We start from the raw sequence: 22,550 nt of genomic DNA, 5'->3' as shown, positions 1-22,550 counted from the left end.
GGCGCGGCCGGGGCTGCTGCGTGGTCGCGCCGATCGTGCTGCACGGGCGGGCGTGGGGCGAACTCCACGTCGCCCGTCCGGCCGGGGCGCCCGTCTTCGACCGCGGCGACGCGGACTTCGCCGCCGTCCTCGCCTCGGTCGTCGCCGCCGGGCTCGCGCAGACCGAGCGGCTGGAGGAGGCGCGCAAGCTCGCCTTCACGGACCCGCTGACCGGGCTCGCCAACCGCAGGGCCGTCGACACCCGGCTGGACGAGGCGGTGGAGCGGTTCCTGGCGGACGGCTCCGTGGTGAGCCTGGTCGTGTGCGACCTGAACGGCCTCAAGCGCGTCAACGACACCCACGGGCACGCCGCGGGCGACCGCCTCCTGGAGCGGTTCGGGTCGGTGCTGTCGTGCGCGGGGGCGCGGCTCCCGGACGCGCTGGCGGCGCGGCTCGGCGGCGACGAGTTCTGCCTGGTGTCGGTCGGGCCGGAGGCGGACGAGGTGGTGGCGGTCGCCGACGAGCTGTGCGTACGGGCCGGTGAGCTGGAGCTCGGGGAGGGCGTCGCCTGCGGGGTGGCGTCGACGGGCGACCCGATCGGGCCGGTGAACTCGGCCCGCCGGCTGTTCCGGCTGGCGGACGCCGCCCAGTACCGGGCGAAGGCGGCCCGCTCCGCGCGGCCCGTGGTCGCCGGGCGGGACGGGGCCGTCGTACGGCTCGCCGACGCGCCGCCGGCCTCCCCGCGCGACCGCCGCCGCTTCCGCGACGCCCGTCCGGAGGAGTGAGCGGCGGGCGCGGACGGTCACCCAGCGGTAAGGAGCGGTCGCAGGATCAGGTAGTGACACGTTGTGATTCAGTCCGTAGGCTGCTGAATATGGATATGCACACCGTCGTGGTGGGGACGTCCGGCACCACCGCCGCCGACGTCGTCGCCGTCGCCCGCGACAACGCCCGCGTCGAGCTCTCCCCCGAGGCCCTCGACGCACTCGCCCGCGCCCGGGAGACCGTGGACGCCCTCGCCGCCAGGCCCGAGCCGGTGTACGGCGTCTCGACCGGCTTCGGGGCGCTCGCCACACGGCACATCGGCCAGGAGATGCGCGGCCGGCTCCAGCGCAACATCGTCCGCTCGCACGCCGCCGGCATGGGCCCGCGGGTGGAGCGGGAGGTCGTGCGCGCCCTGATGTTCCTGCGCCTGAAGACCCTCGCCTCCGGCCACACCGGCGTCCGCCCGAGCGTGGCGCGGGCCATGGCCGACCTCCTCAACGCGGGCATCACCCCCGTCGTCCACGAGTACGGCTCGCTGGGCTGCTCCGGCGACCTCGCGCCGCTGTCCCACTGCGCCCTCGCGCTCATGGGCGAGGGCGACGCCGAAGGCCCCGACGGCACCGTCCGCCCCGCCGGGGAACTGCTCGCCGAGCACGGCCTCACCCCCGTGGAACTGCGCGAGAAGGAGGGCCTGGCCCTCCTCAACGGCACCGACGGCATGCTCGGCATGCTGGTCATGGCCCTCGCCGACCTGGAGAAGCTGTACAAGACGGCCGACGTCACCGCCGCCCTCACCCTGGAGGCGCTGCTCGGCACGGACAAGGTGCTCCGCCCCGAACTGCACGCCATCCGCCCCCACCCCGGCCAGGCCGCCGCCGCCGCGAACATGCTCGCCGTTCTGAAGGGCTCCGGACTGGTCGGGCACTTCCAGGCCGACGAGGCGCCCCGGGTCCAGGACGCCTACTCCGTGCGCTGCGCCCCGCAGGTCGCCGGCGCCGGACGCGACACCATGGCCCACGCCCGCCTCGTCGCCGAGCGCGAGCTGGCCGCCGCCGTCGACAACCCGGTCGTCCTGGCGGACGGCCGCGTGGAGTCCAACGGCAACTTCCACGGCGCCCCCGTCGCGTACGTCCTCGACTTCCTCGCCGTCGCCGCCGCCGACCTCGGCTCCATCGCCGAGCGCCGCACCGACCGGCTCCTCGACAGGAACCGCAGCCACGGCCTGCCGCCGTTCCTCGCCGACGACGCCGGTGTCGACTCGGGCCTGATGATCGCCCAGTACACGCAGGCCGCGCTGGTCAGCGAGATGAAGCGGCTCGCCGTCCCGGCCTCCGCCGACTCCATCCCGTCGTCCGCCATGCAGGAGGACCACGTGTCGATGGGCTGGTCGGCGGCGCGCAAGCTGCGCACCGCGATCGGCAACCTCAACCGGGTCCTCGCCGTCGAGCTGTACGCGGCGACGCGGGCGATCGAGCTGCGCCACGGGCTCACCCCGGCGCCCGCCTCCCGCGCCGTGATCGACGCCCTGCGCGCGGCGGGCGTGCAGGGGCCCGGCCCGGACCGGTTCCTGGCGCCCGACCTGGACGCGGCGGACGTGTTCGTACGGCAGGGCGGAGTCGTCGCCGCGGTCGAGCCGGTGACGGGCCCGCTGGCCTGACGGCCGGGCCCGCGCCCCGGGGCGTACGCGTCAGGACGGCGCGTGCGCCCCGCGCCGCACCGCGAAGGCCACCAGGCCGACGCCGGCGGCCAGGAGGGCCGAACCGCCCAGGGCGTACGGCACCGTGTCCGCGCCCGCCCCGGTGTCGGCCAGCCGCAGCTCCTGCCCGGCCGCGCTCCGCGGCGTCCGGTGGGCGTCGGCGGCGGTGCCGGTGTGGAGCGCGGCGGCGGCCCCGCCGGTCCGGGGGGCGGTCGGCTCCTCGCCGGTGGCGTTCGCCGAGGGGACGAACCACAGGGCACCGAGCAGCGTTCCGGCGGCGGTGGCGGTCAGCAGGGGTCGGCGTGCGACGGACACAGGTTCAGATCCCCTTGCGGAATCGAGAATCGGGTGTTGCGCCGATGCTAGTGAACGCAGCGGGTCGCGGAAAAGCCCGGCCCCGAGCGCCTTACGCTCCGTCGTATGAGCGCTTCTGAGATCTCACGGTATGTACGGCTCCGGGTGGATCTGGTACTGGAGGTGACCGAGCGGGACCGGCTGACCGACGCCGCTCTGCGACGGATCGAGGACGACGAGTTCATGCCCGGCGAGGAACGCGCGCAGGCCGCCGCGGTCGTCCGCGAGGACGAAGCGGAAGCCCTCGCGTACCTCGTCGAGCCGTCCCGGCTGACCGGCGGGGTGCCCGGTGTGGAGCTGGTCCAGGCGTCGTGGACCAGCGAGCGGGCCGCCCACGACCCCGACGCCGACGCCTGGCACCTCGACGACGACCTCGACGACGGCTTCGACGACTCGGACGGCGATCCCGACGACTCGGACGACGGGGGCGGGGAAGAAGACGAGGGCCGGGACGGCTGAGCCGGATCTGTGACACCCTTCGGTATCCCGGGCGCCCGCGCCGCGCGCGCGTCCGCCCGGGGCGTCCGGGATCCCGACGACCGGGCGACGCCCCCCGGCACGTCGGTCAGTGGTGTTCCCCACACCGCGCACCGAAGGGGAACCGGAGGGGGTGTTATGGGTGTTGTGGGGAAGTGTCGGTAGGAAATCCATGACGATGGAGAAGCGTGTGATGACGGACGGTAAGCGGCGCAGGGGCCTGATGGCCGCGTCCGCACTGCTCAGCGGTGTGCTGGTGCTCACGGGTTGCAACGGTGGCGACGAGGCCGACGCCGCCGACGCCACTCCCGGTGCCACCGGCAGCAGTGCAGGTCCGAACGATTCGCAGGCGCAGGTCGACGAGGCCGCGGCGGAGAAGGCCTCGCAGGCCCGAATATCGATCACTCCGAAGAACGGCGCGATCAACGCGTCGATCAACAAGGACACCAAGGTCACGGTCGCCGAGGGCACGCTCACCTCGGTCACGATGACCTCCTCCGAGGGCACGCCGGTCGAGGGCGAGATCTCCGCCGACGGCAAGAGCTGGCAGCCCTCCGAGCAACTGGAGCGCGCGACCACCTACAGGATCGCCGCGACGGCGAAGGACTCCGAGGGCCGCGAGGCCCACGAGAACACGTCCTTCACGACGGTCTCCAAGGCGAACAGCTTCATCGGCAACTTCACGCCCGAGGACGGCTCGACCGTCGGCGTCGGCATGCCGGTGTCGATCAACTTCAACAAGCCGATCACCGACAAGAAGGCCGTCCAGGCCGGCATCGAGGTGTCCTCCTCCAGCGGGCAGGAGGTCGTCGGCCACTGGTTCAACGCCCAGCGCATCGACTTCCGCCCCGAGCGGTACTGGGCCGAGGGCTCCACCGTCACGCTGAAGCTGAAGCTCGACGGGGTCGAGGGCGCGGACGGCGTCTTCGGTGTCCAGCAGAAGACCGTCACCTTCAAGATCGGCCGCAACCAGGTCTCCACCGTCGACGTCGCCGCCAAGACCATGAAGGTCGAGCGGAACGGCAAGACGATCAAGACCATCCCGATCTCCGCCGGTTCGCCGGAGAACCCGACGTACAACGGCCAGATGGTGATCTCCGAGAAGTTCAAGGAGACCCGGATGAACGGCGCGACCGTCGGGTTCACGGACGACGACGGCAAGGGCGAGTACGACATCAAGGACGTCCCGCACGCCATGCGGCTGTCCACCTCCGGGACGTTCATCCACGGCAACTACTGGGGCGCCGACTCGGTCTTCGGCAAGGCCAACACCAGCCACGGCTGCGTGGGCCTCAACGACGTCAAGGGCGCCGGCGACCCGAAGCAGCCGGGCGCGTGGTTCTTCGACAACTCGCTGATCGGCGACGTGGTCATCGTCAAGAACTCCAAGGACAAGACGATCGCGCCGGACAACGGCCTCAACGGCTGGAACATGAGCTGGGCCGACTGGAAGGCCGGCTCGGCCCTCTGACCCCGACGGCGGGCCGGGCACCGGGCCCGGCCCGCCGTCACCGCGCGCCGGAGGCGGCGGCACTCCCCCTCGGGAGCGCCGCCGCCTCCGTGTCTTCGGCGGCCGTCTCCGTTCGCCCGGTGCCTGCCTCCGTGCCCAGGCGCCCGCCCCGGGCGCTCGGGCGCACCGTTCACCCGGTACGGCGGAACAGGGCCGTCCAGAGGAAGGACTCGCCGAAGAGCGGGGAGTCGTCCGGTTCGTCGCGCATGGGACGCGACTCCACCTCCGTCAGGCCGGAGAAGATCCGGCGCAGGGACTCCGGCGTGTAGGCGAGGCCGCCGTGGAGGCTGAGGTCGCGGTAGAAGGCCGCGTCGGGGAGTTCGGAGCCCATCCGCCCGGCCGCGAAGCAGGTCAGGGAGAGGTGGCCGCCCGGAGCCAGCGCGCGGTCCAGGAGGGCGAGGTAGCTGACGCGGCGGTGCGGCGGCAGGTGGTGGAAGCAGCCGGAGTCGTGGATCAGGTCGTACGGGCCGCCGAGCTCGTCCGCGGTGAGGGCGAAGACGTCCGCGCAGCGGAAGCGGATGCCGGCCCCCGCCGCGCGGGCGCGCTCCTCGGCCCAGGCGACGGCCGCCGGGGAGAGGTCCACGGCGTCCACCTCGAAGCCCCGCGAAGCCAGGTGGAGGGCGTTGCGGCCGGGACCGCACCCCAGGTCGAGGGCCCGCCCCGGAGCGACCAGGCCGCGGTCGAGACAGGAGACCAGGCTCTCGTCCGGCTTCGCCGCGAAGAACGGGACCGGCCTGGAGCGGTCCGCGTAGAACCCGTCCCACCAGGAGGCCGCGCCCGGCGTCCAGCGGTCGGCCCCCGACGCGAACAGGCCGTCCAGGAGGCTCAACACGTCCTCCGCGGTACGGATGTGACGGTCCATCAGTTCCCCTTTCGCCATGGGGGGAACATAGGTGCGGAAGACGGAGAAGACCAGGTCGGACGGCCCGGCGGGAGGGTCTGGAGGAGCGCCTGAGAGACCGGGGAGGACAGGGGGTCCCACCCCTCGCGGGCCCGGCCGCCCGGCCGCCCGCACCCCCGCCGAGAGCCGCCGGGACGGCATTCCCGGCCGCGCCCGGACGACTTTTCCCACGACTTCGCGCGAGGACCGCGCACCCGCGCCCACGACTTCGCGCGGCGACCGCGTGCGCCCACTCCCCCCTGCGGCGCCCGGCGCGGCAGCGGGACGCCCGAGGCCCGCCGGACCGCCGGAGGGTGGCGGCGGTCGGGGGCCACCGTTCGGACGGCGTCAGCCGTCGGCCTTCGCGATCCCGACCGGGCAGGAGACGCCCGTGCCGCCGATGCCGCAGTAGCCGGCCGGGTTCTTGTCGAGGTACTGCTGGTGGTACGGCTCGGCCGGGTGGAAGGGGCGGTCGCCGGCCGGGGCGATCTCCGTGGTGATCGTGCCGTGTCCCGAGGCCGTCAGGACGCGCTGGTACGCCTCGCGGGAGGCCCGTGCCGCCTCCGCCTGGGTGGGGGAGTGGGTGTAGAGCGCCGAGCGGTACTGGGTGCCCACGTCGTTGCCCTGGCGGTAGCCCTGGGTGGGGTCGTGCGCCTCCCAGAAGACCTTCAGCAGCTCCTCGTACGACACCTCCGCCGGGTCGTACACCACCCGGACGGCCTCCGTGTGGCCGGTCAGGCCCGAGCAGACCTCCTCGTACGTCGGGTTCGGCGTGTGGCCGCCCTGGTAGCCGACGAGGGTCGTCCACACGCCCGGCGTCCGCCAGAACACGCGCTCCGCGCCCCAGAAGCAGCCCAGCCCGAAGTCCGCCACCTCCAGCCCCTCCGGGTAGGGGCCCAGCAGGGGCGTGCCGAGGACCGTGTGCCGGTCCGGGACGGTGAACTCCGGCTCCGGGCGGCCCTTCAGCGCCTGCTCGGGCGTGGGCATCTCGGGCGTGCGGCGGTACGTGAACATGACGGTCTCCTCCATGGCGGTCGCCCTGACTGGAACACCCCGGCGCCCTTGAGGATTCCTCGGGGACTCCCCGGGCCCGCGCCGCGGCCCGCGTTTCGCCGTCGGCGGCCCGGCGGCCCGGTGAGTCCTCGCTGCCGCCCGCACCCCCGTGGGGGCGGACGCCCGCCCCTACGGGGCGCCCCGCCCGGCGGCGGCGTTCACCGCCGCCTCGTCGCGCATCCGGCAGAACTCGCCCGCCGGGTCGCCCCGGTACCGCCACGGCAACGCGCCGACGTACCCGTCGACCAGCCGGAACTGCTCCAGCGCGGGCTCCCACCGCTCCTGGAGGTACAGGTAGTACGCGAGCAGGTGCCGGACCTCCGCGAGCCGCGGATGGGCGGGGTCGGCGGCGGCGGCGTCGGCGAGGGCGGCGTCCACGGCGGCGTACATCTCCGGCGTGCGGTCGACGTCCGCCGAGTCGGACTCGTCGTGCTCGAAGTGCGCGATCAGCGGGAACGCCGCCATCAGCGTGCCCGGGGCCGCCCCGGCCGCCGCCTTCACCGCGAACGCCCGCGCCAGCTCCTCCGAACCGCACCACTTGCCGCACCAGTACTGGAGCGCCGAGAAGTGCGCCTCGTAGTGGTGCGGGGCGCGGCGGGTGATCTCGTCCCAGATGCGGTGCATCTCCTCGTGCGGGTAGCCCAGGCCGATCGCCGTCCAGATCTCCCCCACGTACGGCGACGGGTCGCCCGGCACGGCCAGCCGCGCCGCCCGCGCGTGTTCGTGCCGGGTGCGGGCCAGCGTGCGGTGGAAGCCGTCGAACTGCTCCGCCGTCGTGTACTGGGCGCGCTTGCTCCCGCGCACCTTCGCCGCCAGGGACACCGAGCTGCGCGCCCGCAGCAGCGCCGCCCCCGGGTCGTCGGGGCGGGCCGCCTCCCAGGCCGTCAGCCAGGCGTCGTCCTCGGCGGCCACGTCGGCGAGCTTCTCGACGTACGCGGTGCGCCGGTCCCAGTCGCGGGCCGCGGCGGTCTCGTCCATCAGCGCGGCGGCCGGCGTCCAGTCCCCCGCGCGGGCGGCGGCGAGGGCGACGGTCAGGGCGTGGGGCTGCGGCGCGGACAGCTCGGTGTGCTGCCGCTCGGGCGGCAGCAGGCCCAGCGCGGCGACGCGTTCGGCCGCGTTCGCGTCGGCCTCCTCGGTGTCGGCGTCGGAGCCGGAGCGCCAGCCCTCGACGGCGCCTTGGACGATCGCCTTGAGGAAGTACACGCCGACCCCCAGGACGAGGAGGACGACGGGGGCCAGGACGACCCAGAGCAGGATTTTCACGGACGGTGCCTCGGAGGTGTCGGAAACGAACGGGGGAACGGGGTCCGCCGGTGGCGACGGGAGCCGCCGGGTCGGGGACGGCGGCCCGGGGACGGCACCCGGGGGCACGCCGCGGTTCAGGCGGCCGTGAGCAGCCTGCGCAGCGGCCCCGTGTCGGGGCGGTCGGCGACCGCCGCGTCCAGCGCGGCCGGCAGCGCGCCTTCGTAGCCGGGCGGCATCCGCAGCGACGCCGGCTCCGACCAGGACATCTCCCAGTACGCGGTGCCCCGGGCGACCAGCTCGCCCGCGACCAGCCGGGCCAGGCCCCGGTGGAGCACCGGGCGGGCGAACTCCCGGGCCGCGCGGCCCTTCGCCGTCCCGGCCTGCTCCGACTTGGGCAGCCGGTCGGCGATCTCCCAGCCGACGCCCAGGTCCAGCGCGTTGAGCAGCGCGCCGAGCGAGTCGTCGCCCCCGGTCACCTCGGCGGTGGCCCGCCGCAGCGGCTCGGCCTCCCGGGCGAAGTGCTCGGTCATCGACGTGTGCACCAGCTCCGGCCAGTCGACGCGGCGCAACCGCAGCGCCTCCGGGGTGAGCACCGCCTGCTCGACGGCGGCCATCGCCGCATCGGGGTCGGCGAGCAGCCACAGCGCGGGCGTCGCGGGTTCGGACGCGCGGCCGTCGTCGGGCAGTGCCTCCAGCAGGGCGACGCGCTCGGCGATCGGCGGGTGGGAGTCGTACCGGGACGCCGGTTCGGTCGGCAGGTTCCGCCGCAGCTCCGCCAGCTCGCCGGCGCGCGCGGCCAGCAGGTGCCGGACACCGCCGAACACCTCGCCCGGCGGCGGCAGCAGGCCCGCGCCGACGCCGAGGGTGGCGTAGGACTCCATGTAGAAGCCGTGCGCCGCGTCCAGGGCGGGGATCTGGCGCAGTGCCGACGCCGTCGCGTCACGGCCCGCGATGCGGGCGGCGGCCAGGTCGGCGGCCAGCTCCTGGCGGCGCGAACCGGCGAGGGTGGCGCGCAGGTAGAAGTGGCCGTACGCCTCGTACACCTTCGCCATGGCCCGGTACGTGAGGCCGGCGCCGGTCGTGTCGACCTCCTTGGTCCTCCTGCCCCTGGCGGCCTTCCTCCGGTTCCTCTTCTCCTGCCTGGTCCGCTCCCGGGCGGCCTTCTTCCCGGCCCGCTCCTCCAGGTGGGCGATGGTCCGGGCGACCTGGACGCGGCCCCGTACGGTGATCGCGGAGAGGCGGGTGTCGGCGTTGCCGTAGTGGCCCATCTCGTGGGCGAGCACGGCGCGCAGCTGGGCCTCCGTCAGGCCCGCCGCCAGCGGCAGGCCCAGGTGGAGCCGGCGGGTGCCGCCGAGCAGGCCCAGGAGGCGGGCGTCCTCGTCGACGGAGGCGTTCACGTCGGCGGTCAACCGGATCTCGTCCGGCGCGCGGGTGCCGACCTGCGCCGCCAGTTCGCGCACGGTCCGCCACAGGCGGGGCTCCTGGGCGTCGGTGACGGGGACGCCGTGTCCGCCGTCGCCCTTCGGGGTGCGCAGCATGAACATGCCCCGTACGACCGGGACGGCGAGCAGTGCGCTGAGGACGTACAGCTTGACGGCGAGGCTGCCGGGCGCCCAGAGCGCCGCGGCCCAGCAGGCGCCGGCCAGGACGGCGAGCAGGGCGACGCCCAGCAGGTAGAAGCCGGCGAGCAGGAGCAGGGCGCGCAGCGCGCGCACGGAAGCGCCCATCGGGCAGAGTCCCCCCACGGGATGGAAAGAGGCATGACGAACAGACGTGGGGGAGAAGCGGAGTATCACCCACCCGCGGCACGGGCCGCAACCGTGTTCCCCTGCGCCCCTCCGGCCCCGCGGGTCCGGGTCAGCGCGGCAGGGTCGCCGGGCTGCCGCCGTTCGCCTCGTACCCGGCCACCGCCAGCGCCCGGTACACCGCGTACTCCGCCGCCGGGTCCTCGCCCATCGTCCACGGCAGCGCCCCGACGTGCCCGTCCACGTGGACGATCTGGTGCATGGCCTCGCTCCAGCGCTGGGCGCCCACCAGGAAGTGGATCAGCAGGTGGCGCACGTGCGCCAGCATCGGGTCGTCCGGGCGGGCCGAGTGGACCGCGTACAGCGCGCCCTCGATCGCCCGCGACACGACCTCGGTCCCGTAGAAGTCCTGCACCAGCGCCACGTCGGGCAGGTGCTCCCACACCGCGAACAGCGGCAGCGCGGCCAGCAGCGAGCCCTGCGGGGCGCGGGCGGCGGCGGACCGGGCGAACCGGTCGGCGTCCTCGCGGGAGCCGTGCCACTTCTCGCACCAGTAGTGCAGCGCCGCGATGTGCGCCCCCATGTGCTGCGGGTCCCGGTCGACGACCTGCGCCCACAGCTGGTCGAACCGCTCGTGCGGGTAGCCCAGTCCGCGGGCGACGGCCAGCTCGACGATGTACGGGACGGGGTCGCCCGGCGCCAGCAGCGCCGCCTCCCCGCACACGGCCCGGGCCTCCTCCAGGATGATCCGGAACTCGTCGGTGCCGACCCGCGACGTCCGCCACGCCTGCTGCACCAGGAACTCGGCGTGCACGGCCGCGCCCCCCGCGTCCTTCGGCGCCTCGGCCCGCCACGCCCGCAGCCAGGCACCGCCGGCGCCCGGCCGCTCCGCCAGCTCCAGCGAGGCGGCGCCCGCGAACGCCTGCACCCGCTGCCAGCGCACCTCGCCCTCCCGGGGGGTGCCGGCCAGCAGCTGCGAAGCGGCCCGCCAGTCCTGGGTGCGCTGCACCACGTCGAGGACCTCGACCAGGTCCTCGTCCGGCCCGGGCATGCGGACGTCGAGCAGCTCCTGCCGCACGAAGCCGTAGGCGAGCGGGTCGGCGGCGTCGGGCGCGCCGGGATCGACCAGGCGGATGCCCCCGGAACGGCGGCGCAGCCAGGGCGCGACGACCGCGGCGATCAGGCCGACGGCGAACAGGAACCAGAGAATCTCCACCATGCGCCCATTGTCCCGGACGCCCCGCGGAGGGTGCCGGGCGCCCGCCCGCGGGCGCCGGACGCGGCGGGTCCCCGGGCCGCATTACGCTCGCTGCATGAGCGACGAGCAGATCCACCGGAACTTCGAGACCCGCGCCATCCACGCGGGCAACACCGCCGACCCGCTGACCGGCGCGGTCGTGCCCCCCATCTACCAGGTGTCCACCTACAAGCAGGACGGCGTGGGCGGCCTGCGCGGCGGCTACGAGTACAGCCGCAGCGCCAACCCGACGCGCACGGCGCTGGAGGAGAACCTCGCCGCGCTGGAGGGCGGCCGCCGCGGCCTGGCGTTCGCCTCGGGCCTCGCCGCGGAGGACTGCCTGCTGCGCGCCCTGCTGGCCCCCGGCGACCACGTGGTGATCCCGAACGACGCCTACGGCGGCACGTTCCGGCTGTTCGCCAAGGTCGTCTCGCGCTGGGGCGTCGAGTGGTCGGTCGCCGACACCTCGGACCCGGCGGCGGTGCGGGCCGCGCTCACCGACCGCACGAAGGCGATCTGGGTCGAGACGCCGTCCAACCCGCTCCTGGGCGTCAGCGACATCGCGGCCCTCGCGGAGGTGGCCCGCGAGGCCGGCGTGCGGCTGGTCGTCGACAACACCTTCGCCTCCCCCTACCTCCAGCAGCCGCTGGTGCTCGGCGCGGACGTCGTCGTGCACTCCCTCACCAAGTACATGGGCGGCCACTCCGACGTGGTGGGCGGCGCGCTCGTCACGGCGGACGAGGCGCTCGGGGAGGAGCTGGCGTACCACCAGAACGCGATGGGCGCGGTGGCCGGGCCGTTCGACTCGTGGATCGTGCTGCGCGGCATCAAGACCCTCGCCGTCCGCATGGACCGGCACTGCGAGAACGCCCGGCGCGTGGCGGAGATGCTGAGCAGCCACCCGAAGGTGACGCAGGTCCTCTACCCGGGCCTGCCGGAGCACCCGGGCCACGAGGTCGCCGCCAAGCAGATGCGCGACTTCGGCGGCATGGTGTCGTTCCGTGTCGCGGGCGGCGAGGAGGCGGCCGTCGCGGTCTGCGACCGGGCGGAGCTGTTCACGCTCGGCGAGTCCCTGGGCGGTGTGGAGTCGCTCATCGAGCACCCGGGCCGGATGACCCACGCCAGCGTGGTCGGCTCGGCCCTGGAGGTCCCGGGGGACCTGGTGCGGCTGTCCGTCGGCATCGAGAACGTCGACGACCTCCTCGACGACCTCCGCCAGGCACTGGCCTGACCGCCGCCCGCCGGGGTGCCCGGGACGGCGCCCCGGCGGGTCGCGGGACCGCCGGGCCCCTCGGGGCGTACGTCAGGAGGGCGGCACCGGCTCCGGGTCGGCGATCCGGGGCGCCAGCTGCTGCGCGGAGAGCGCCGAGTTGAAGCGGGTCAGCAGGGTGCAGAACGCCTCCCGCTCGTCGGCCGTCCACCCCTCCGTCACCCGCGCCATCAGGTCGCGGCGGGAGCAGCGCACCTCCTCCAGGCGGGCCTGGCCGCGCGGCGAGAGCTGCAGCACGACGGCGCGGCCGTCCTCCGGGTGGGAGGTCCGCTTCACCAGGCCGGTGTCGACGAGCGGCGCGACCTGGCGGGTCACCGTGGACGAGTCGATGCCCATCCCGGCCGCCAGCGCCTTCACGCCCATGGGGCCCTCCTGGTCGAGCCGGTTGAGCAGCAGGTAGGCGGCCCGGTCCATCGAGGTGCGCAGCTGGCCGGTCCCGGCCAGGCGGGTCTGCTCGGCCCGGCGGGCGAAGATGGCCACCTGGTGCTGGAGGGCATCGAGGAGACCGGTGTCGAGATCGGTCGTCATGTCCTGGGAGGTGGGCATGGCTGGGGGCTCTCCCGTGCGGCGGTCGGTTTCGGTGGGGGACACAGTACGCGCAGTGCCGCGTGTCCGTACCGGGGCTGCACAAACGAGATGGACCGCTTCCCGAGCTGCGAGACTGCTGACATGAGCTTCCGCACCACTCACCCCGCACGGCACGTCATGCTCGACGACGTGCGGGGTGCCCAGAAGATGCTGTCCGGGGTCGCGCGGGTGACCGCGCTGGAGGGCAGCAGGCACCTGTCGGGGCTGGTCGGCGCCCCCGTCCACCTGAAGTGCGAGAACCTGCAGCGGACCGGTTCGTTCAAGCTGCGCGGCGCGTACGTGCGCATCTCCGGGCTGCGGCCCGAGGAGCGGGCGGCCGGGGTGGTCGCGGCGTCCGCCGGGAACCACGCGCAGGGCGTCGCGCTGGCCTCGTCCCTGCTGGGGGTCCGCTCCACGGTGTTCATGCCGGTCGGCGCCCCGCTGCCGAAGGTCGCCGCGACCCGCGAGTACGGCGCCGACGTGCGGCTGTGCGGCCAGGTCGTCGACGAGACGCTGGCGGCGGCGCAGAGCCACGCGCGCGACACGGGCGCGGTGTTCATCCACCCCTTCGACCACCCGGACGTCATCGCCGGCCAGGGCACGGTCGGGCTGGAGATCCTGGAGCAGTGCCCGGAGGTGCGGACGATCGTCGTCGGCATGGGCGGCGGGGGCCTCGCGGCGGGCATCGGCGTCGCGGTGAAGGCGCTGCGGCCCGACGTGAGGGTGGTCGGCGTCCAGGCGCGGGCGGCCGCCGCGTACCCGGGGTCGCTGGCGGCGGGCCGGCCGGTGGCGGTGGACTGCGGTCCCACGATGGCGGACGGGATCATGGTCGGCCGGCCGGGCGACGTGCCGTTCGAGATCGTCCGGGAGGTCGTCGACGAGGTCCGCACGGTCTCCGAGGACGCCCTGTCGGCGGCGCTGCTGCTGTGCCTGGAGCGGGCCAAGCTGGTCGTCGAGCCGGCGGGCGCGAGCCCGGTCGCCGCGCTGCTGTCGGACCCGGGGTCGTTCGAGGGGCCGGTGGTGGCCGTGCTGTCGGGCGGCAACATCGACCCGCTGGTCCTGCAGCGGGTGCTGCGGCACGGCATGGCCGCGGCCGGCCGCTACCTGAGCCTGCGGCTGCGCCTGGCGGACCGGCCCGGCGCGCTGGCGAACCTGCTGGGCGTGCTGACGGTGGCCGACGCCAACGTCCTGGACGTGGGCCACGTCCGCACCGACCCGCGGCTGGGGCTGACGGAGGTCGAGGTGGAGCTGCAGCTGGAGACGAAGGGCCCCGAGCACTGCGCGGAGGTGCGGCACGCGCTCCGGGAGGCCGGCTACACGGTCCTGGACTGAGGCGGGGCCGCCGGGCGGGGGCGCGGCCCGGGCCCGGCGCGATCCCGGCCGCCCGGACGCGGGAAGGGGCCGGGTCCGGCCCGGCCCCGTGCGTCCGTCTGCGGGATCAGCCCTGGTAGGGCTTGGCGTCCAGGATGCGGACGGACGCCTTCTTGCCGTTCGGCAGCTCGTACTCCGCGTCCTCGCCGACCTTCTTGCCGTTCACGCCCGAGCCGAGCGGGGACTGCGGGGAGTACGTCTCGATGTCGGAGCTCGCGTACTCGCGGGAGGCCAGCAGGAAGGTCAGGGTGTCGTCCTCGTCGCCGTCGAAGGCGATCGTCACGACCGTGCCGGGGGCGACGACGCCCGCCACGGCGGGGGCCTCGCCGACCTTCGCGTGCTCCAGGAGCTGGGTGAGCTGGCGGACCCGCAGCTCCTGCTTGCCCTGCTCCTCCTTGGCCGCGTGGTACCCGCCGTTCTCACGGAGGTCCCCCTCCTCGCGCGCCGCCGCGATCTTCGCGGAGATCTCGGCTCGCGCGGGACCCGACAGGTACTCCAGCTCGGCCTTGAGCTGGTTGTACGCCTCCTGGGTGAGCCAGGTGACGTTGTCGCTGGTCTGGGTCACAGGTGCTCCTCGTCGGTGCTGGATATACAAAGCATCGCCCTACCAGAAGCATGTGGCCTTCCCGGGAGGGCGAAACCACGAGCCTAACAACTACCTGCCCGAAGAGGGAGGACGAAAGTCACGGAATCTTTGATTCCGCAGGTCACCGGCGGTCCGGCGTACCACCGGGAGGGTGGGCGTCAGTCCGAGGAGCAGCCGACGAGCTGGGCGGCCGTGGCCCTCCGCGTCGTGCGGAGGACGACCACCTCGTCGAGGCGCGGCGCGGCCCGGTCGAAGCGGAAGTCCCTGCGGCCCACCTCGGCGCGGTCCTCCGAGAGGGCCCGCACGGTGCAGTACCCCTTCGCGCCGTCCGCCGTGCGCACCTCCAGGTGCACGTCCACGCGGTCCGCCGCCACCACGTCGAACTTGATCATCTCGGCGCTGACCTTCTGGCCCGTGACGTAGTCGTAGCCGAACCACCCGACCAGGGCGAGGAGCACGACCCCGAGCACCGAGCCGACGGCCTTGAGCCTGCGGTCCGTGCGGGCCTCGGCGGCGCGGCCGTACCGGGCCCCGGGGAGCCGTTCGCCCGTCACACTCATGATCGCTCCTCTCGTACGCCGGACGGCGGAATATCCCCCACGCCGATTCCGTCACTATAGGAGCCGAGCGACCTGACCGATTCATTGAGGACCAGTCTTGACTGAGCAGCTGCGACTGATGGCGGTGCACGCCCACCCCGACGACGAGTCGAGCAAGGGCGCGGCCACCATGGCCAAGTACGTGTCCGAGGGGGTGGACGTGCTCGTCGTGACGTGCACGGGGGGTGAGCGCGGCTCCGTCCTCAACCCGAAGCTCCAGGGCGACCCGTACATCGAGGAGAACATCCACGAGGTGCGCCGCAAGGAGATGGACGAGGCGCGGGAGATCCTGGGCGTCCGGCAGGAGTGGCTCGGCTTCGTCGACTCGGGACTCCCCGAGGGCGACCCGCTGCCCCCTCTCCCGCAGGGCTGCTTCGCCCTGGAGGACGTGGACAAGGCCGCGGGGCGCCTGGTGAGGTCCGTCCGCGCGTTCCGCCCGCAGGTGATCACCACCTACGACGAGAACGGCGGGTACCCCCACCCCGACCACATCATGACCCACAAGATCACGATGGTGGCCTTCGAGGGCGCGGCCGATCCCGAGAAGTACCCGGAGTCGGAGTTCGGCCCGGTCTGGCAGCCGCTGAAGCTCTACTACAACCAGGGCTTCAACCGCCCCCGCACCGAGGCGCTGCACGAGGCCCTGCTGGAGCGCGGCCTGGAGTCGCCGTACGGGGAGTGGCTGCAGCGCTGGGAAGAGTCCCGGCGCCCCGAGCGCACCCTCACCACGTACGTCCCGTGCGCCGAGTTCTTCGAGACGCGCGACAAGGCGCTGCTCGCGCACCGCACGCAGATCGACCCGGACGGCGGCTGGTTCCGCGTGCCGATGGACGTCCAGAGGGAGGTCTGGCCGACGGAGGAGTACGAGCTGGCCAGGTCCCTGGTGGACACCGCGCTCCCCGAGAGCGACCTCTTCGCGGGCATCCGGGACAATGTCTGACATGAGCGCACACCAGGCACTGACCCAGCTCGTCCCCCTCGCCGCCGAACTGGACAAGAACAAGGTGACGCCCGGCGTCCTCGGCTTCGTCGTCTTCGCCGTCATGGCCGTCGCCGTGTGGGCCCTGATGAAGTCGATGAACCGGCACATGAACCGCGTCGACTTCGAGGAGGCCCCGGAGAAGCCGGGGCCGTCCTCCGCCCCCGCCGAGGCCTCGACCCGGGAGTGACGGACCCGGGGGCCACGGACCCGGGAGCGACGCCGGCGAAGCCCCCGCCCGGGACGGGCCCGGCGCCGGACGGGCGGCCTCCCGTCCGGCCGTGCGAGCCCCTCCGCCGGTACACACCCGGGTGCGGAAGGAGCGATCCGCCTTCACCAGGTGGTGGCGCAGGGGTGCGGATCGGCCGAGTGGGGCGGGGGCTTGCGGGCCGGACCGGCAGGGCCGTGCCGGCGTGAGAGGCTGGGTCGTATGAACCGGTTGGCTGGTGTGACCTCGCCGTATCTACTTCAGCACGCTGACAACCCGGTCGACTGGTGGCCGTGGGTGCCCGAGGCGTTCGAGGAGGCGAAACGGCGCGACGCCCCCGTGTTCCTGAGCGTCGGCTACAGCGCCTGCCACTGGTGTCACGTCATGGCGCACGAGTCGTTCGAGGACGAGGCGACCGCCGCGTACCTGAACGAGCACTTCGTCTCCGTCAAGGTGGACCGCGAGGAGCGGCCCGACGTGGACGCGGTCTACATGGAGGCCGTGCAGGCCGCCACCGGACAGGGCGGCTGGCCCATGTCCGTGTTCATGACGCCGGACGGGGAGCCCTTCTACTTCGGCACGTACTTCCCGCCCGAGGCCCGCCACGGGATGCCGTCCTTCCGGCAGGTGCTGGAGGGCGTGCACCACGCGTGGACGAGCCGGCGGGACGAGGTGGACGAGGTCGCGGGGAGCATCGTGCGGGAGCTGTCCGGCCGCTCCCTGGCGCTCGGCGGCGACGGCGGCGCGCCGGGCGAGGCGGAGCCGGCGCAGGCGCTGCTCGCCCTGACCCGCGAGTACGACGAGCGGCACGGCGGCTTCGGCGGGGCGCCGAAGTTCCCGCCGTCCATGGTGGTCGAGTTCCTGCTGCGGCACCACGCCCGCACCGGCTCCGAGGGCGCCCTGCAGATGGCCGCCGACACGTGCGAGGCCATGGCGCGCGGCGGGATCTACGACCAGCTCGGCGGCGGTTTCGCCCGGTACTCGGTGGACCGCGAGTGGGTCGTGCCCCATTTCGAGAAGATGCTCTACGACAACGCCCTTTTGTGCCGTGTGTACACGCATCTGTGGCGGGCCACCGGGAGCGACCTGGCCCGGCGGGTCGCCCTGGAGACGGCCGACTTCATGGTGCGCGAGCTGCGCACGCCCGAGGGCGGGTTCGCCTCCGCGCTGGACGCCGACTCCGACGACGGCACCGGACGGCACGTCGAGGGCGCGTACTACGTATGGACGCCGGCGCAGCTGCGCGAGGTGCTGGGCGAGGAGGACGCCGCGTACGCCGCGCGGTTCCACGGCGTCACCGAGGAGGGCACCTTCGAGGAGGGGGCGTCCGTGCTCCGCCTCCCGGTGGACGCCGGGGTCGCGGGCGCCGAGCGGCTCGCCGGCATCCGGCGCCGGCTCCTCGCGGCGCGGGACGAGCGGGCCAGGCCGGGCCGCGACGACAAGATCGTCGCCGCGTGGAACGGCCTGGCCGTCGCCGCGCTCGCCGAGACCGGCGCCTGCTTCGACCGCCCCGACCTGGTCGAGCGCGCCACGGAGGCGGCCGACCTGCTCGTCCGCGTGCACCTCGACGAGGGCGGGCGGCTGGCGAGGACCTCGAAGGACGGGCGGGCCGGGGCGAACGCCGGCGTGCTGGAGGACTACGGCGACGTGGCGGAGGGCTTCCTCGCGCTGGCCGCCGTCACCGGCGAGGGCGTCTGGCTGGAGTTCGCCGGGCTGCTGCTGGACGGCGTGCTGGACCGGTTCCGGGGCGAGGACGGCGAGCTGTACGACACCGCCCACGACGCCGAGCAGCTGATCCGCCGCCCCCAGGACCCCACCGACAACGCGGCGCCCTCCGGCTGGACCGCCGCCGCCGGTGCGCTGCTGTCCTACGCGGCGCACACCGGATCGGAGGCGCACCGGAGCGCCGCGGAGCGGGCCCTCGGGGTGGTGAGGGCGCTGGGGCCGCGCGCCCCCCGGTTCGTCGGCTGGGGACTGGCCGTGACGGAGGCGCTGCTGGACGGTCCGCGCGAGGTGGCCGTCGTGGGCCCGGCGGGCGACGCGGACACGGACGCCCTGCGCCGGGCGGCGCTGCTCGGTACGGCTCCGGGCGCCGTGGTCGCCGTGGGGGAGCCCGGAAGCGACGAGTTCCCGCTGCTGGAGGACCGGCCGCTGGTCGGCGGGCGCCCGGCGGCGTACGTCTGCCGGCGCTTCACCTGCGACGCGCCGACGACCGATCCGGAGCGGCTCGCCCGCGAGCTGGGCGGGCACTGACCGCGCGCCCCGCACCTTCGGCTCCGCGCCCGGCTTCGCGCGCCCCGCGCCCCGGCTTCGCACGAGCGTGCGGGGCGCGTGCGCGGGGCGCGTGGATGCGTGGATGCGTGGCGGGGGCGCGCGGCGGCGCAGATGCGCGGGTGTACGGGGGCACGAGGTGGTGCGGAGGTGCGTGCCGATGACGGTCACGCGTGCCGGTACGCCACCAGCGAGATGCCCGCGTAGTGGGCGGCGAACGCGGCGAGCGTCAGGCAGTGGAACACCTCGTGGAAACCGAACCAGTGCGGCGACGGATCGGGCCGCCTCAGGCCGTACACCACGCCGCCCGCGCTGTAGAGGAGGCCGCCGACCACCACGAGGACCAGCACGGCGACGCCCCCCGCCCGCAGGAAGTCCGGCAGGAAGAACACGGCCGCCCAGCCCATGGCGATGTAGCACGGCGTGTACAGCCAGCGCGGCGCACCGACCCAGAACACCCGGAACGCGATGCCCGCCGTCGCGGCGGCCCACACCGCCCACAGCAGCGTCCGGGCGGTGGAGCCGGGGAGCAGGAGCAGCGTCAGCGGGGTATACGTACCGGCGATGATCAGGAAGATGTTGGCGTGGTCCAGGCGCCGCAGCACGGCCGTGGCCCGCGGCCCCCAGTCCCCCCGGTGGTACAGGGCGCTCACCCCGAACAGCAGGCAGGCCGTGAATGCGTAGACGGCGCAGGCGAGGCGCCCGCGCGCCGATTCGGCCAGGGCGGTCAGGACGAGTCCGGCGACCAGCACCACGGGGAACATCCCGGCGTGCAGCCAGCCGCGCAGCCTCGGCTTCACGGGCGCCTCGGACGGGAGGGCGTCGGGCTCGGACTGCTCGGTCAGGGAGGCGGAACTCATGGCGGAATGCTACCTACGCTTCCGTAGGCACGGCGGAATGCCCCCCTACGTCCCCGCAGGCACCGGGACACAAGTGGTGATGCTCACGTGAGAGGCCCTCTGGACATATGCACATTCCCGTCGGATGATCAAATGAGTGCCGTCGGCACCGGATGAGCGCGAAGCACGCAGCGTCCGGGTCGCAGCCCCCACGGGGCAACAAACAAGGACCCCTCGACAAGGAGCAACCGTGGCGCGCGAGAACGCGGCTCCCAGCACCGCCCCCACCCAGCACCAGGCCCTCACCGCCTGGGTCGACGAGATCGCGTCGATCACGCAGCCGGACCAGGTGGTCTGGTGCGACGGCTCGGAGGCCGAGTACGAGCGCCTCTGCGAGGAGCTCGTGGCCAAGGGCACCTTCAGGAAGCTGGACCCGGTCAAGCGCCCCAACTCCTACTACGCCGCGTCCGACCCCACCGACGTCGCACGCGTCGAGGACCGCACCTTCATCTGCTCCGAGAAGGAGGAGGACGCGGGCCCGACCAACCACTGGAAGGCCCCCGCCGAGATGCGGGAGATCTTCACGGGCGAGCAGGGCGTCTTCCGCGGCTCGATGCGCGGCCGCACGATGTACGTCGTGCCCTTCTGCATGGGCCCCGTCGGCTCGCCGCTCTCCGCGATCGGCGTCGAGATCACCGACTCCGCGTACGTCGCCGTCTCCATGCGCACGATGACCCGCATGGGCCAGGCGGTCCTGGACGAGCTCGGCGACGACGGCTTCTTCGTCAAGGCCGTCCACACCCTCGGCGCCCCGCTGGAGCCCGGCCAGGCCGACGTGCCGTGGCCGTGCAACTCCACCAAGTACATCTCGCACTTCCCCGAGTCCCGCGAGATCTGGTCCTACGGCTCCGGCTACGGCGGCAACGCCCTGCTCGGCAAGAAGTGCTACGCGCTGCGCATCGCGTCCGTCATGGCCCGCGACGAGGGCTGGCTCGCCGAGCACATGCTCATCCTCAAGCTGACCCCGCCGCAGGGCGAGGCCAAGTACGTCGCCGCCGCCTTCCCGTCCGCCTGCGGCAAGACGAACCTCGCGATGCTGGAGCCCACGGTCCCCGGCTGGACCGTCGAGACGATCGGCGACGACATCGCCTGGATGCGGTTCGGCGAGGACGGCCGCCTCTACGCGATCAACCCCGAGGCCGGCTTCTTCGGTGTCGCGCCCGGCACCGGCGAGCACACCAACGCCAACGCCATGAAGACCCTGTGGGGCAACGCCGTCTTCACCAACGTCGCGCTCACCGACGACGGCGACGTGTGGTGGGAGGGCATGACCGAGGACACGCCCGCGCACCTGACCGACTGGAAGGGCAACGACTGGACCCCGGAGTCCGGCACCCCGGCCGCCCACCCGAACGCCCGGTTCACCGTGCCCGCCTCGCAGTGCCCGATCATCGCGCCCGAGTGGGAGGACCCCAAGGGCGTGCCGATCTCCGCGATCCTCTTCGGCGGCCGCCGCGCCTCGGCCGTCCCGCTGGTCACGGAGTCCTTCGACTGGCAGCACGGTGTCTTCCTCGGCGCGAACGTCGCCTCCGAGAAGACCGCCGCCGCCGAGGGCAAGGTCGGCGAGCTGCGCCGCGACCCGTTCGCGATGCTGCCGTTCTGCGGTTACAACATGGGCGACTACATGGCCCACTGGATCAAGGTCGGCAAGGACGCGGACCAGTCCAAGCTGCCGAAGATCTACTACGTGAACTGGTTCCGCAAGAACGACGCGGGCAAGTTCGTCTGGCCCGGCTTCGGCGAGAACAGCCGCGTCCTGAAGTGGATCGTCGAGCGCCTGGAGGGCAGGGCCGAGGGCGTCGAGACCCCGATCGGCATCCTGCCGACGCGCGACGCGCTGGACACCGAGGGCCTCGACCTGCCCGAGGAGGACCTCGACTTCCTGCTGAAGGTCGACGCGGACGTGTGGCGCGAGGAGGCGGCGCTCATCCCCGAGCACCTCAACACCTTCGGCGACCACACGCCGAAGGAGCTGTGGGACGAGTACCACGCGCTCGTCTCCCGCCTGGGCTGACCAGCCCCGCAGACCCGCGGCCGGGTCGTACGACAACGCCCTGACCTGTGGAGTCATCTCGGCCGGCCGCGGCCGACGACCCCCGGGACGACACCCCCGTCGTCCCGGGGGACGCGCCTTTTCCGGGGCGGACCGGGCCACCCCGGATTGCTGTCCAGGTTGAAGGGTGGTCCGGTCTCTTGTCGTGGGCGCCCGCTGCTTGCGGCACGGGTAGCGAGCAGCGGGCGCCTTACCGCTCTGTCGGGGTATCGAGGGACTGTACGGTTGGCTTGCCGGGGGCCGCTACGGGCAGTTTGCGGCTGCCATCACGCGGGAGCGCAGAGGCTCGGCGGTCAGCATGTCGGCGAGCTGCCAGGAGTAGTCCGTGACCTCTTCCCTTTGCAGTTCGACGGCGTCGGCGGTGGTCCGGAACAGGAACCGGAAGTCGAAGTGCAGGTGCTCCGGCTCGCCCTTGCGGTCGTTCGCCGGGATCGAGTGAACGTCGATGTGAAGGGGTGTGTCGCTGGCCGGTTCGACCTGGTTACGGCTGATGCCGGTTTCCTCGGCCAGCTCCCGCAGAGCAGCTTCCCGAAGCGTCGTGTCGCTGTCCTCGACGTGCCCGCCGGGGAGCAACCACTTGCGCAGGGCCCGGTGCTCGATGGTGAGGACGCGGCCGTCGGGGCGGACGAGGGCGGCGCCAGCGGTGACGTGTCCGCGGAATTCCTTGCGGGAGGCGACCGAGTCGCCGGCCTGTTCCACGACCTCACCCACGGCCGAAAGGGCGTCCTTCTCCTCCGGGTGGTCAGCGAGGTAGGCGGCGACGGTGTCGCGCACGTGCTGTGCGGTGATCGGCATGGGGTGCTTCT

General features: G+C 73.7%; 21 protein-coding genes. 10 read left to right on the top strand and 11 right to left on the bottom strand.

Going from position 1 to position 22,550, the window contains the following annotated elements:
• Both MW084_RS04035 and hutH read left to right on the top strand, forming a co-directional pair.
• The coding region (locus tag MW084_RS04035; protein WP_275563473.1) for a GGDEF domain-containing protein at positions 1 to 764 on the top strand (764 nt) is incomplete at its 5' end.
• Between the two features lie 95 nt (positions 765 to 859).
• Positions 860 to 2,401, top strand: coding sequence for a histidine ammonia-lyase (gene hutH / locus MW084_RS04030; protein ID WP_029553417.1), 1,542 nt, complete (start codon positions 860 to 862; stop codon positions 2,399 to 2,401).
• Positions 2,402 to 2,431: 30 nt separating this feature from the next.
• Here hutH and MW084_RS04025 read toward each other — a convergent pair whose 3' ends face one another.
• On the bottom strand, positions 2,432 to 2,755 hold the full coding sequence (locus MW084_RS04025) for a hypothetical protein (RefSeq protein ID WP_010469908.1): 324 nt from the start codon (positions 2,753 to 2,755) through the stop codon (positions 2,432 to 2,434).
• Positions 2,756 to 2,860: 105 nt separating this feature from the next.
• On the opposite strand from MW084_RS04025, the gene MW084_RS04020 reads away from it, so the two are divergent.
• Positions 2,861 to 3,253, top strand: a complete 393-nt coding sequence (locus MW084_RS04020) for a hypothetical protein (RefSeq protein ID WP_050986744.1) — start codon at positions 2,861 to 2,863, stop codon at positions 3,251 to 3,253.
• Positions 3,254 to 3,449: 196 nt separating this feature from the next.
• Positions 3,450 to 4,742 (top strand): L,D-transpeptidase, encoded by a 1,293-nt coding sequence (locus MW084_RS04015; RefSeq protein ID WP_029553416.1) that lies wholly within the window; start codon positions 3,450 to 3,452, stop codon positions 4,740 to 4,742.
• A gap of 169 nt (positions 4,743 to 4,911) precedes the next feature.
• Here MW084_RS04015 and MW084_RS04010 read toward each other — a convergent pair whose 3' ends face one another.
• The 5 genes from MW084_RS04010 to MW084_RS03990 form a co-directional block, all read right to left on the bottom strand.
• The gene (locus tag MW084_RS04010) at positions 4,912 to 5,643 is read right to left on the bottom strand and encodes a class I SAM-dependent methyltransferase (RefSeq protein WP_010469905.1); all 732 of its coding nucleotides are present in this window, start codon (positions 5,641 to 5,643) and stop codon (positions 4,912 to 4,914) included.
• A gap of 366 nt (positions 5,644 to 6,009) precedes the next feature.
• On the bottom strand, positions 6,010 to 6,675 hold the full coding sequence (gene msrA / locus MW084_RS04005; RefSeq protein WP_029553415.1) for a peptide-methionine (S)-S-oxide reductase MsrA: 666 nt from the start codon (positions 6,673 to 6,675) through the stop codon (positions 6,010 to 6,012).
• A gap of 168 nt (positions 6,676 to 6,843) precedes the next feature.
• Positions 6,844 to 7,977 (bottom strand): hypothetical protein, encoded by a 1,134-nt coding sequence (locus MW084_RS04000; protein WP_010469903.1) that lies wholly within the window; start codon positions 7,975 to 7,977, stop codon positions 6,844 to 6,846.
• Positions 7,978 to 8,093: 116 nt separating this feature from the next.
• Positions 8,094 to 9,686, bottom strand: coding sequence for a M48 family metallopeptidase (locus MW084_RS03995; protein WP_010469902.1), 1,593 nt, complete (start codon positions 9,684 to 9,686; stop codon positions 8,094 to 8,096).
• Between the two features lie 130 nt (positions 9,687 to 9,816).
• Positions 9,817 to 10,920, bottom strand: coding sequence for a hypothetical protein (locus MW084_RS03990; protein WP_010469901.1), 1,104 nt, complete (start codon positions 10,918 to 10,920; stop codon positions 9,817 to 9,819).
• A 97-nt stretch (positions 10,921 to 11,017) separates the two neighbouring features.
• Here MW084_RS03990 and MW084_RS03985 point away from each other — a divergent pair, with 97 nt between their 5' ends.
• Entirely contained in the window at positions 11,018 to 12,172 is a 1,155-nt protein-coding gene (locus MW084_RS03985) for a cystathionine gamma-synthase (protein WP_010469900.1), read from the top strand.
• A 72-nt stretch (positions 12,173 to 12,244) separates the two neighbouring features.
• Here MW084_RS03985 and MW084_RS03980 read toward each other — a convergent pair whose 3' ends face one another.
• Complete coding sequence (locus tag MW084_RS03980; protein ID WP_010469899.1) at positions 12,245 to 12,757, bottom strand: MarR family winged helix-turn-helix transcriptional regulator; 513 nt, start codon at positions 12,755 to 12,757, stop codon at positions 12,245 to 12,247.
• A 123-nt stretch (positions 12,758 to 12,880) separates the two neighbouring features.
• Between MW084_RS03980 and ilvA the strand changes: the two genes are divergently transcribed.
• Positions 12,881 to 14,110, top strand: coding sequence for a threonine ammonia-lyase (ilvA, locus tag MW084_RS03975; protein WP_010469898.1), 1,230 nt, complete (start codon positions 12,881 to 12,883; stop codon positions 14,108 to 14,110).
• Between the two features lie 106 nt (positions 14,111 to 14,216).
• Here ilvA and greA read toward each other — a convergent pair whose 3' ends face one another.
• Together greA and MW084_RS03965 are read right to left on the bottom strand one after the other, a co-directional pair.
• Entirely contained in the window at positions 14,217 to 14,714 is a 498-nt protein-coding gene (greA, locus tag MW084_RS03970; protein WP_010469897.1) for a transcription elongation factor GreA, read from the bottom strand.
• Positions 14,715 to 14,893: 179 nt separating this feature from the next.
• A complete protein-coding gene (locus tag MW084_RS03965) occupies positions 14,894 to 15,295 on the bottom strand; it encodes a DUF4307 domain-containing protein (RefSeq protein ID WP_029553414.1) in 402 nt (133 codons plus the stop codon).
• A gap of 97 nt (positions 15,296 to 15,392) precedes the next feature.
• Here MW084_RS03965 and mca point away from each other — a divergent pair, with 97 nt between their 5' ends.
• From mca to MW084_RS03950, 3 genes are all read left to right on the top strand, one after another.
• A complete protein-coding gene (gene mca / locus MW084_RS03960; protein WP_010469894.1) occupies positions 15,393 to 16,274 on the top strand; it encodes a mycothiol conjugate amidase Mca in 882 nt (293 codons plus the stop codon).
• Complete coding sequence (locus MW084_RS03955; protein WP_078571520.1) at positions 16,267 to 16,503, top strand: hypothetical protein; 237 nt, start codon at positions 16,267 to 16,269, stop codon at positions 16,501 to 16,503. The genes mca and MW084_RS03955 overlap by 8 nt, the downstream gene beginning before the upstream one ends.
• 240 nt (positions 16,504 to 16,743) lie before the next feature.
• Positions 16,744 to 18,774 carry a thioredoxin domain-containing protein gene (locus tag MW084_RS03950; protein WP_029553413.1) on the top strand — a complete coding sequence of 677 codons (2,031 nt, stop codon included), beginning with the start codon at positions 16,744 to 16,746 and terminating at the stop codon, positions 18,772 to 18,774.
• Positions 18,775 to 18,959: 185 nt separating this feature from the next.
• Here the strand turns inward: MW084_RS03950 and trhA are convergent, their stop codons facing one another.
• Positions 18,960 to 19,652, bottom strand: coding sequence for a PAQR family membrane homeostasis protein TrhA (gene trhA / locus MW084_RS03945; protein WP_010469889.1), 693 nt, complete (start codon positions 19,650 to 19,652; stop codon positions 18,960 to 18,962).
• Positions 19,653 to 19,881: 229 nt separating this feature from the next.
• Here trhA and MW084_RS03940 point away from each other — a divergent pair, with 229 nt between their 5' ends.
• Positions 19,882 to 21,705: a phosphoenolpyruvate carboxykinase (GTP) gene (locus tag MW084_RS03940; RefSeq protein WP_010469888.1), complete on the top strand. Its 1,824-nt coding sequence runs from the start codon at positions 19,882 to 19,884 to the stop codon at positions 21,703 to 21,705.
• Positions 21,706 to 21,987: 282 nt separating this feature from the next.
• On the opposite strand, the gene MW084_RS03935 is transcribed toward MW084_RS03940, so the two are convergent.
• A complete protein-coding gene (locus MW084_RS03935) occupies positions 21,988 to 22,539 on the bottom strand; it encodes an NUDIX hydrolase (protein ID WP_010469887.1) in 552 nt (183 codons plus the stop codon).
• Positions 22,540 to 22,550: the final 11 nt, after the last annotated feature.

Source organism: Streptomyces sudanensis, from assembly GCF_023614315.1.
GTDB lineage: Bacteria > Actinomycetota > Actinomycetes > Streptomycetales > Streptomycetaceae > Streptomyces > Streptomyces sudanensis.
Note: the sequence above shows the minus strand (reverse complement) of the source record. Positions and strands in the feature narration are given on the sequence as shown.

What these genes read in the sequence shown, in the direction of transcription:
- hutH (WP_029553417.1), top strand. Translation starts at nt 860, where the DNA reads ATGCACACCGTCGTGGTGGGGACGTCCGGCACCACCGCCGCCGACGTC.
- MW084_RS04020 (WP_050986744.1), top strand. Translation starts at nt 2,861, where the DNA reads ATGAGCGCTTCTGAGATCTCACGGTATGTACGGCTCCGGGTGGATCTG.
- MW084_RS04015 (WP_029553416.1), top strand. Translation starts at nt 3,450, where the DNA reads ATGGAGAAGCGTGTGATGACGGACGGTAAGCGGCGCAGGGGCCTGATG.
- MW084_RS04010 (WP_010469905.1), bottom strand. Translation starts at nt 5,643, where the DNA reads ATGGACCGTCACATCCGTACCGCGGAGGACGTGTTGAGCCTCCTGGAC.
- msrA (WP_029553415.1), bottom strand. Translation starts at nt 6,675, where the DNA reads ATGTTCACGTACCGCCGCACGCCCGAGATGCCCACGCCCGAGCAGGCG.
- MW084_RS03995 (WP_010469902.1), bottom strand. Translation starts at nt 9,686, where the DNA reads ATGGGCGCTTCCGTGCGCGCGCTGCGCGCCCTGCTCCTGCTCGCCGGC.
- MW084_RS03985 (WP_010469900.1), top strand. Translation starts at nt 11,018, where the DNA reads ATGAGCGACGAGCAGATCCACCGGAACTTCGAGACCCGCGCCATCCAC.
- MW084_RS03980 (WP_010469899.1), bottom strand. Translation starts at nt 12,757, where the DNA reads ATGCCCACCTCCCAGGACATGACGACCGATCTCGACACCGGTCTCCTC.
- ilvA (WP_010469898.1), top strand. Translation starts at nt 12,881, where the DNA reads ATGAGCTTCCGCACCACTCACCCCGCACGGCACGTCATGCTCGACGAC.
- MW084_RS03965 (WP_029553414.1), bottom strand. Translation starts at nt 15,295, where the DNA reads ATGAGTGTGACGGGCGAACGGCTCCCCGGGGCCCGGTACGGCCGCGCC.
- MW084_RS03955 (WP_078571520.1), top strand. Translation starts at nt 16,267, where the DNA reads ATGTCTGACATGAGCGCACACCAGGCACTGACCCAGCTCGTCCCCCTC.
- MW084_RS03950 (WP_029553413.1), top strand. Translation starts at nt 16,744, where the DNA reads ATGAACCGGTTGGCTGGTGTGACCTCGCCGTATCTACTTCAGCACGCT.
- trhA (WP_010469889.1), bottom strand. Translation starts at nt 19,652, where the DNA reads ATGAGTTCCGCCTCCCTGACCGAGCAGTCCGAGCCCGACGCCCTCCCG.
- MW084_RS03935 (WP_010469887.1), bottom strand. Translation starts at nt 22,539, where the DNA reads ATGCCGATCACCGCACAGCACGTGCGCGACACCGTCGCCGCCTACCTC.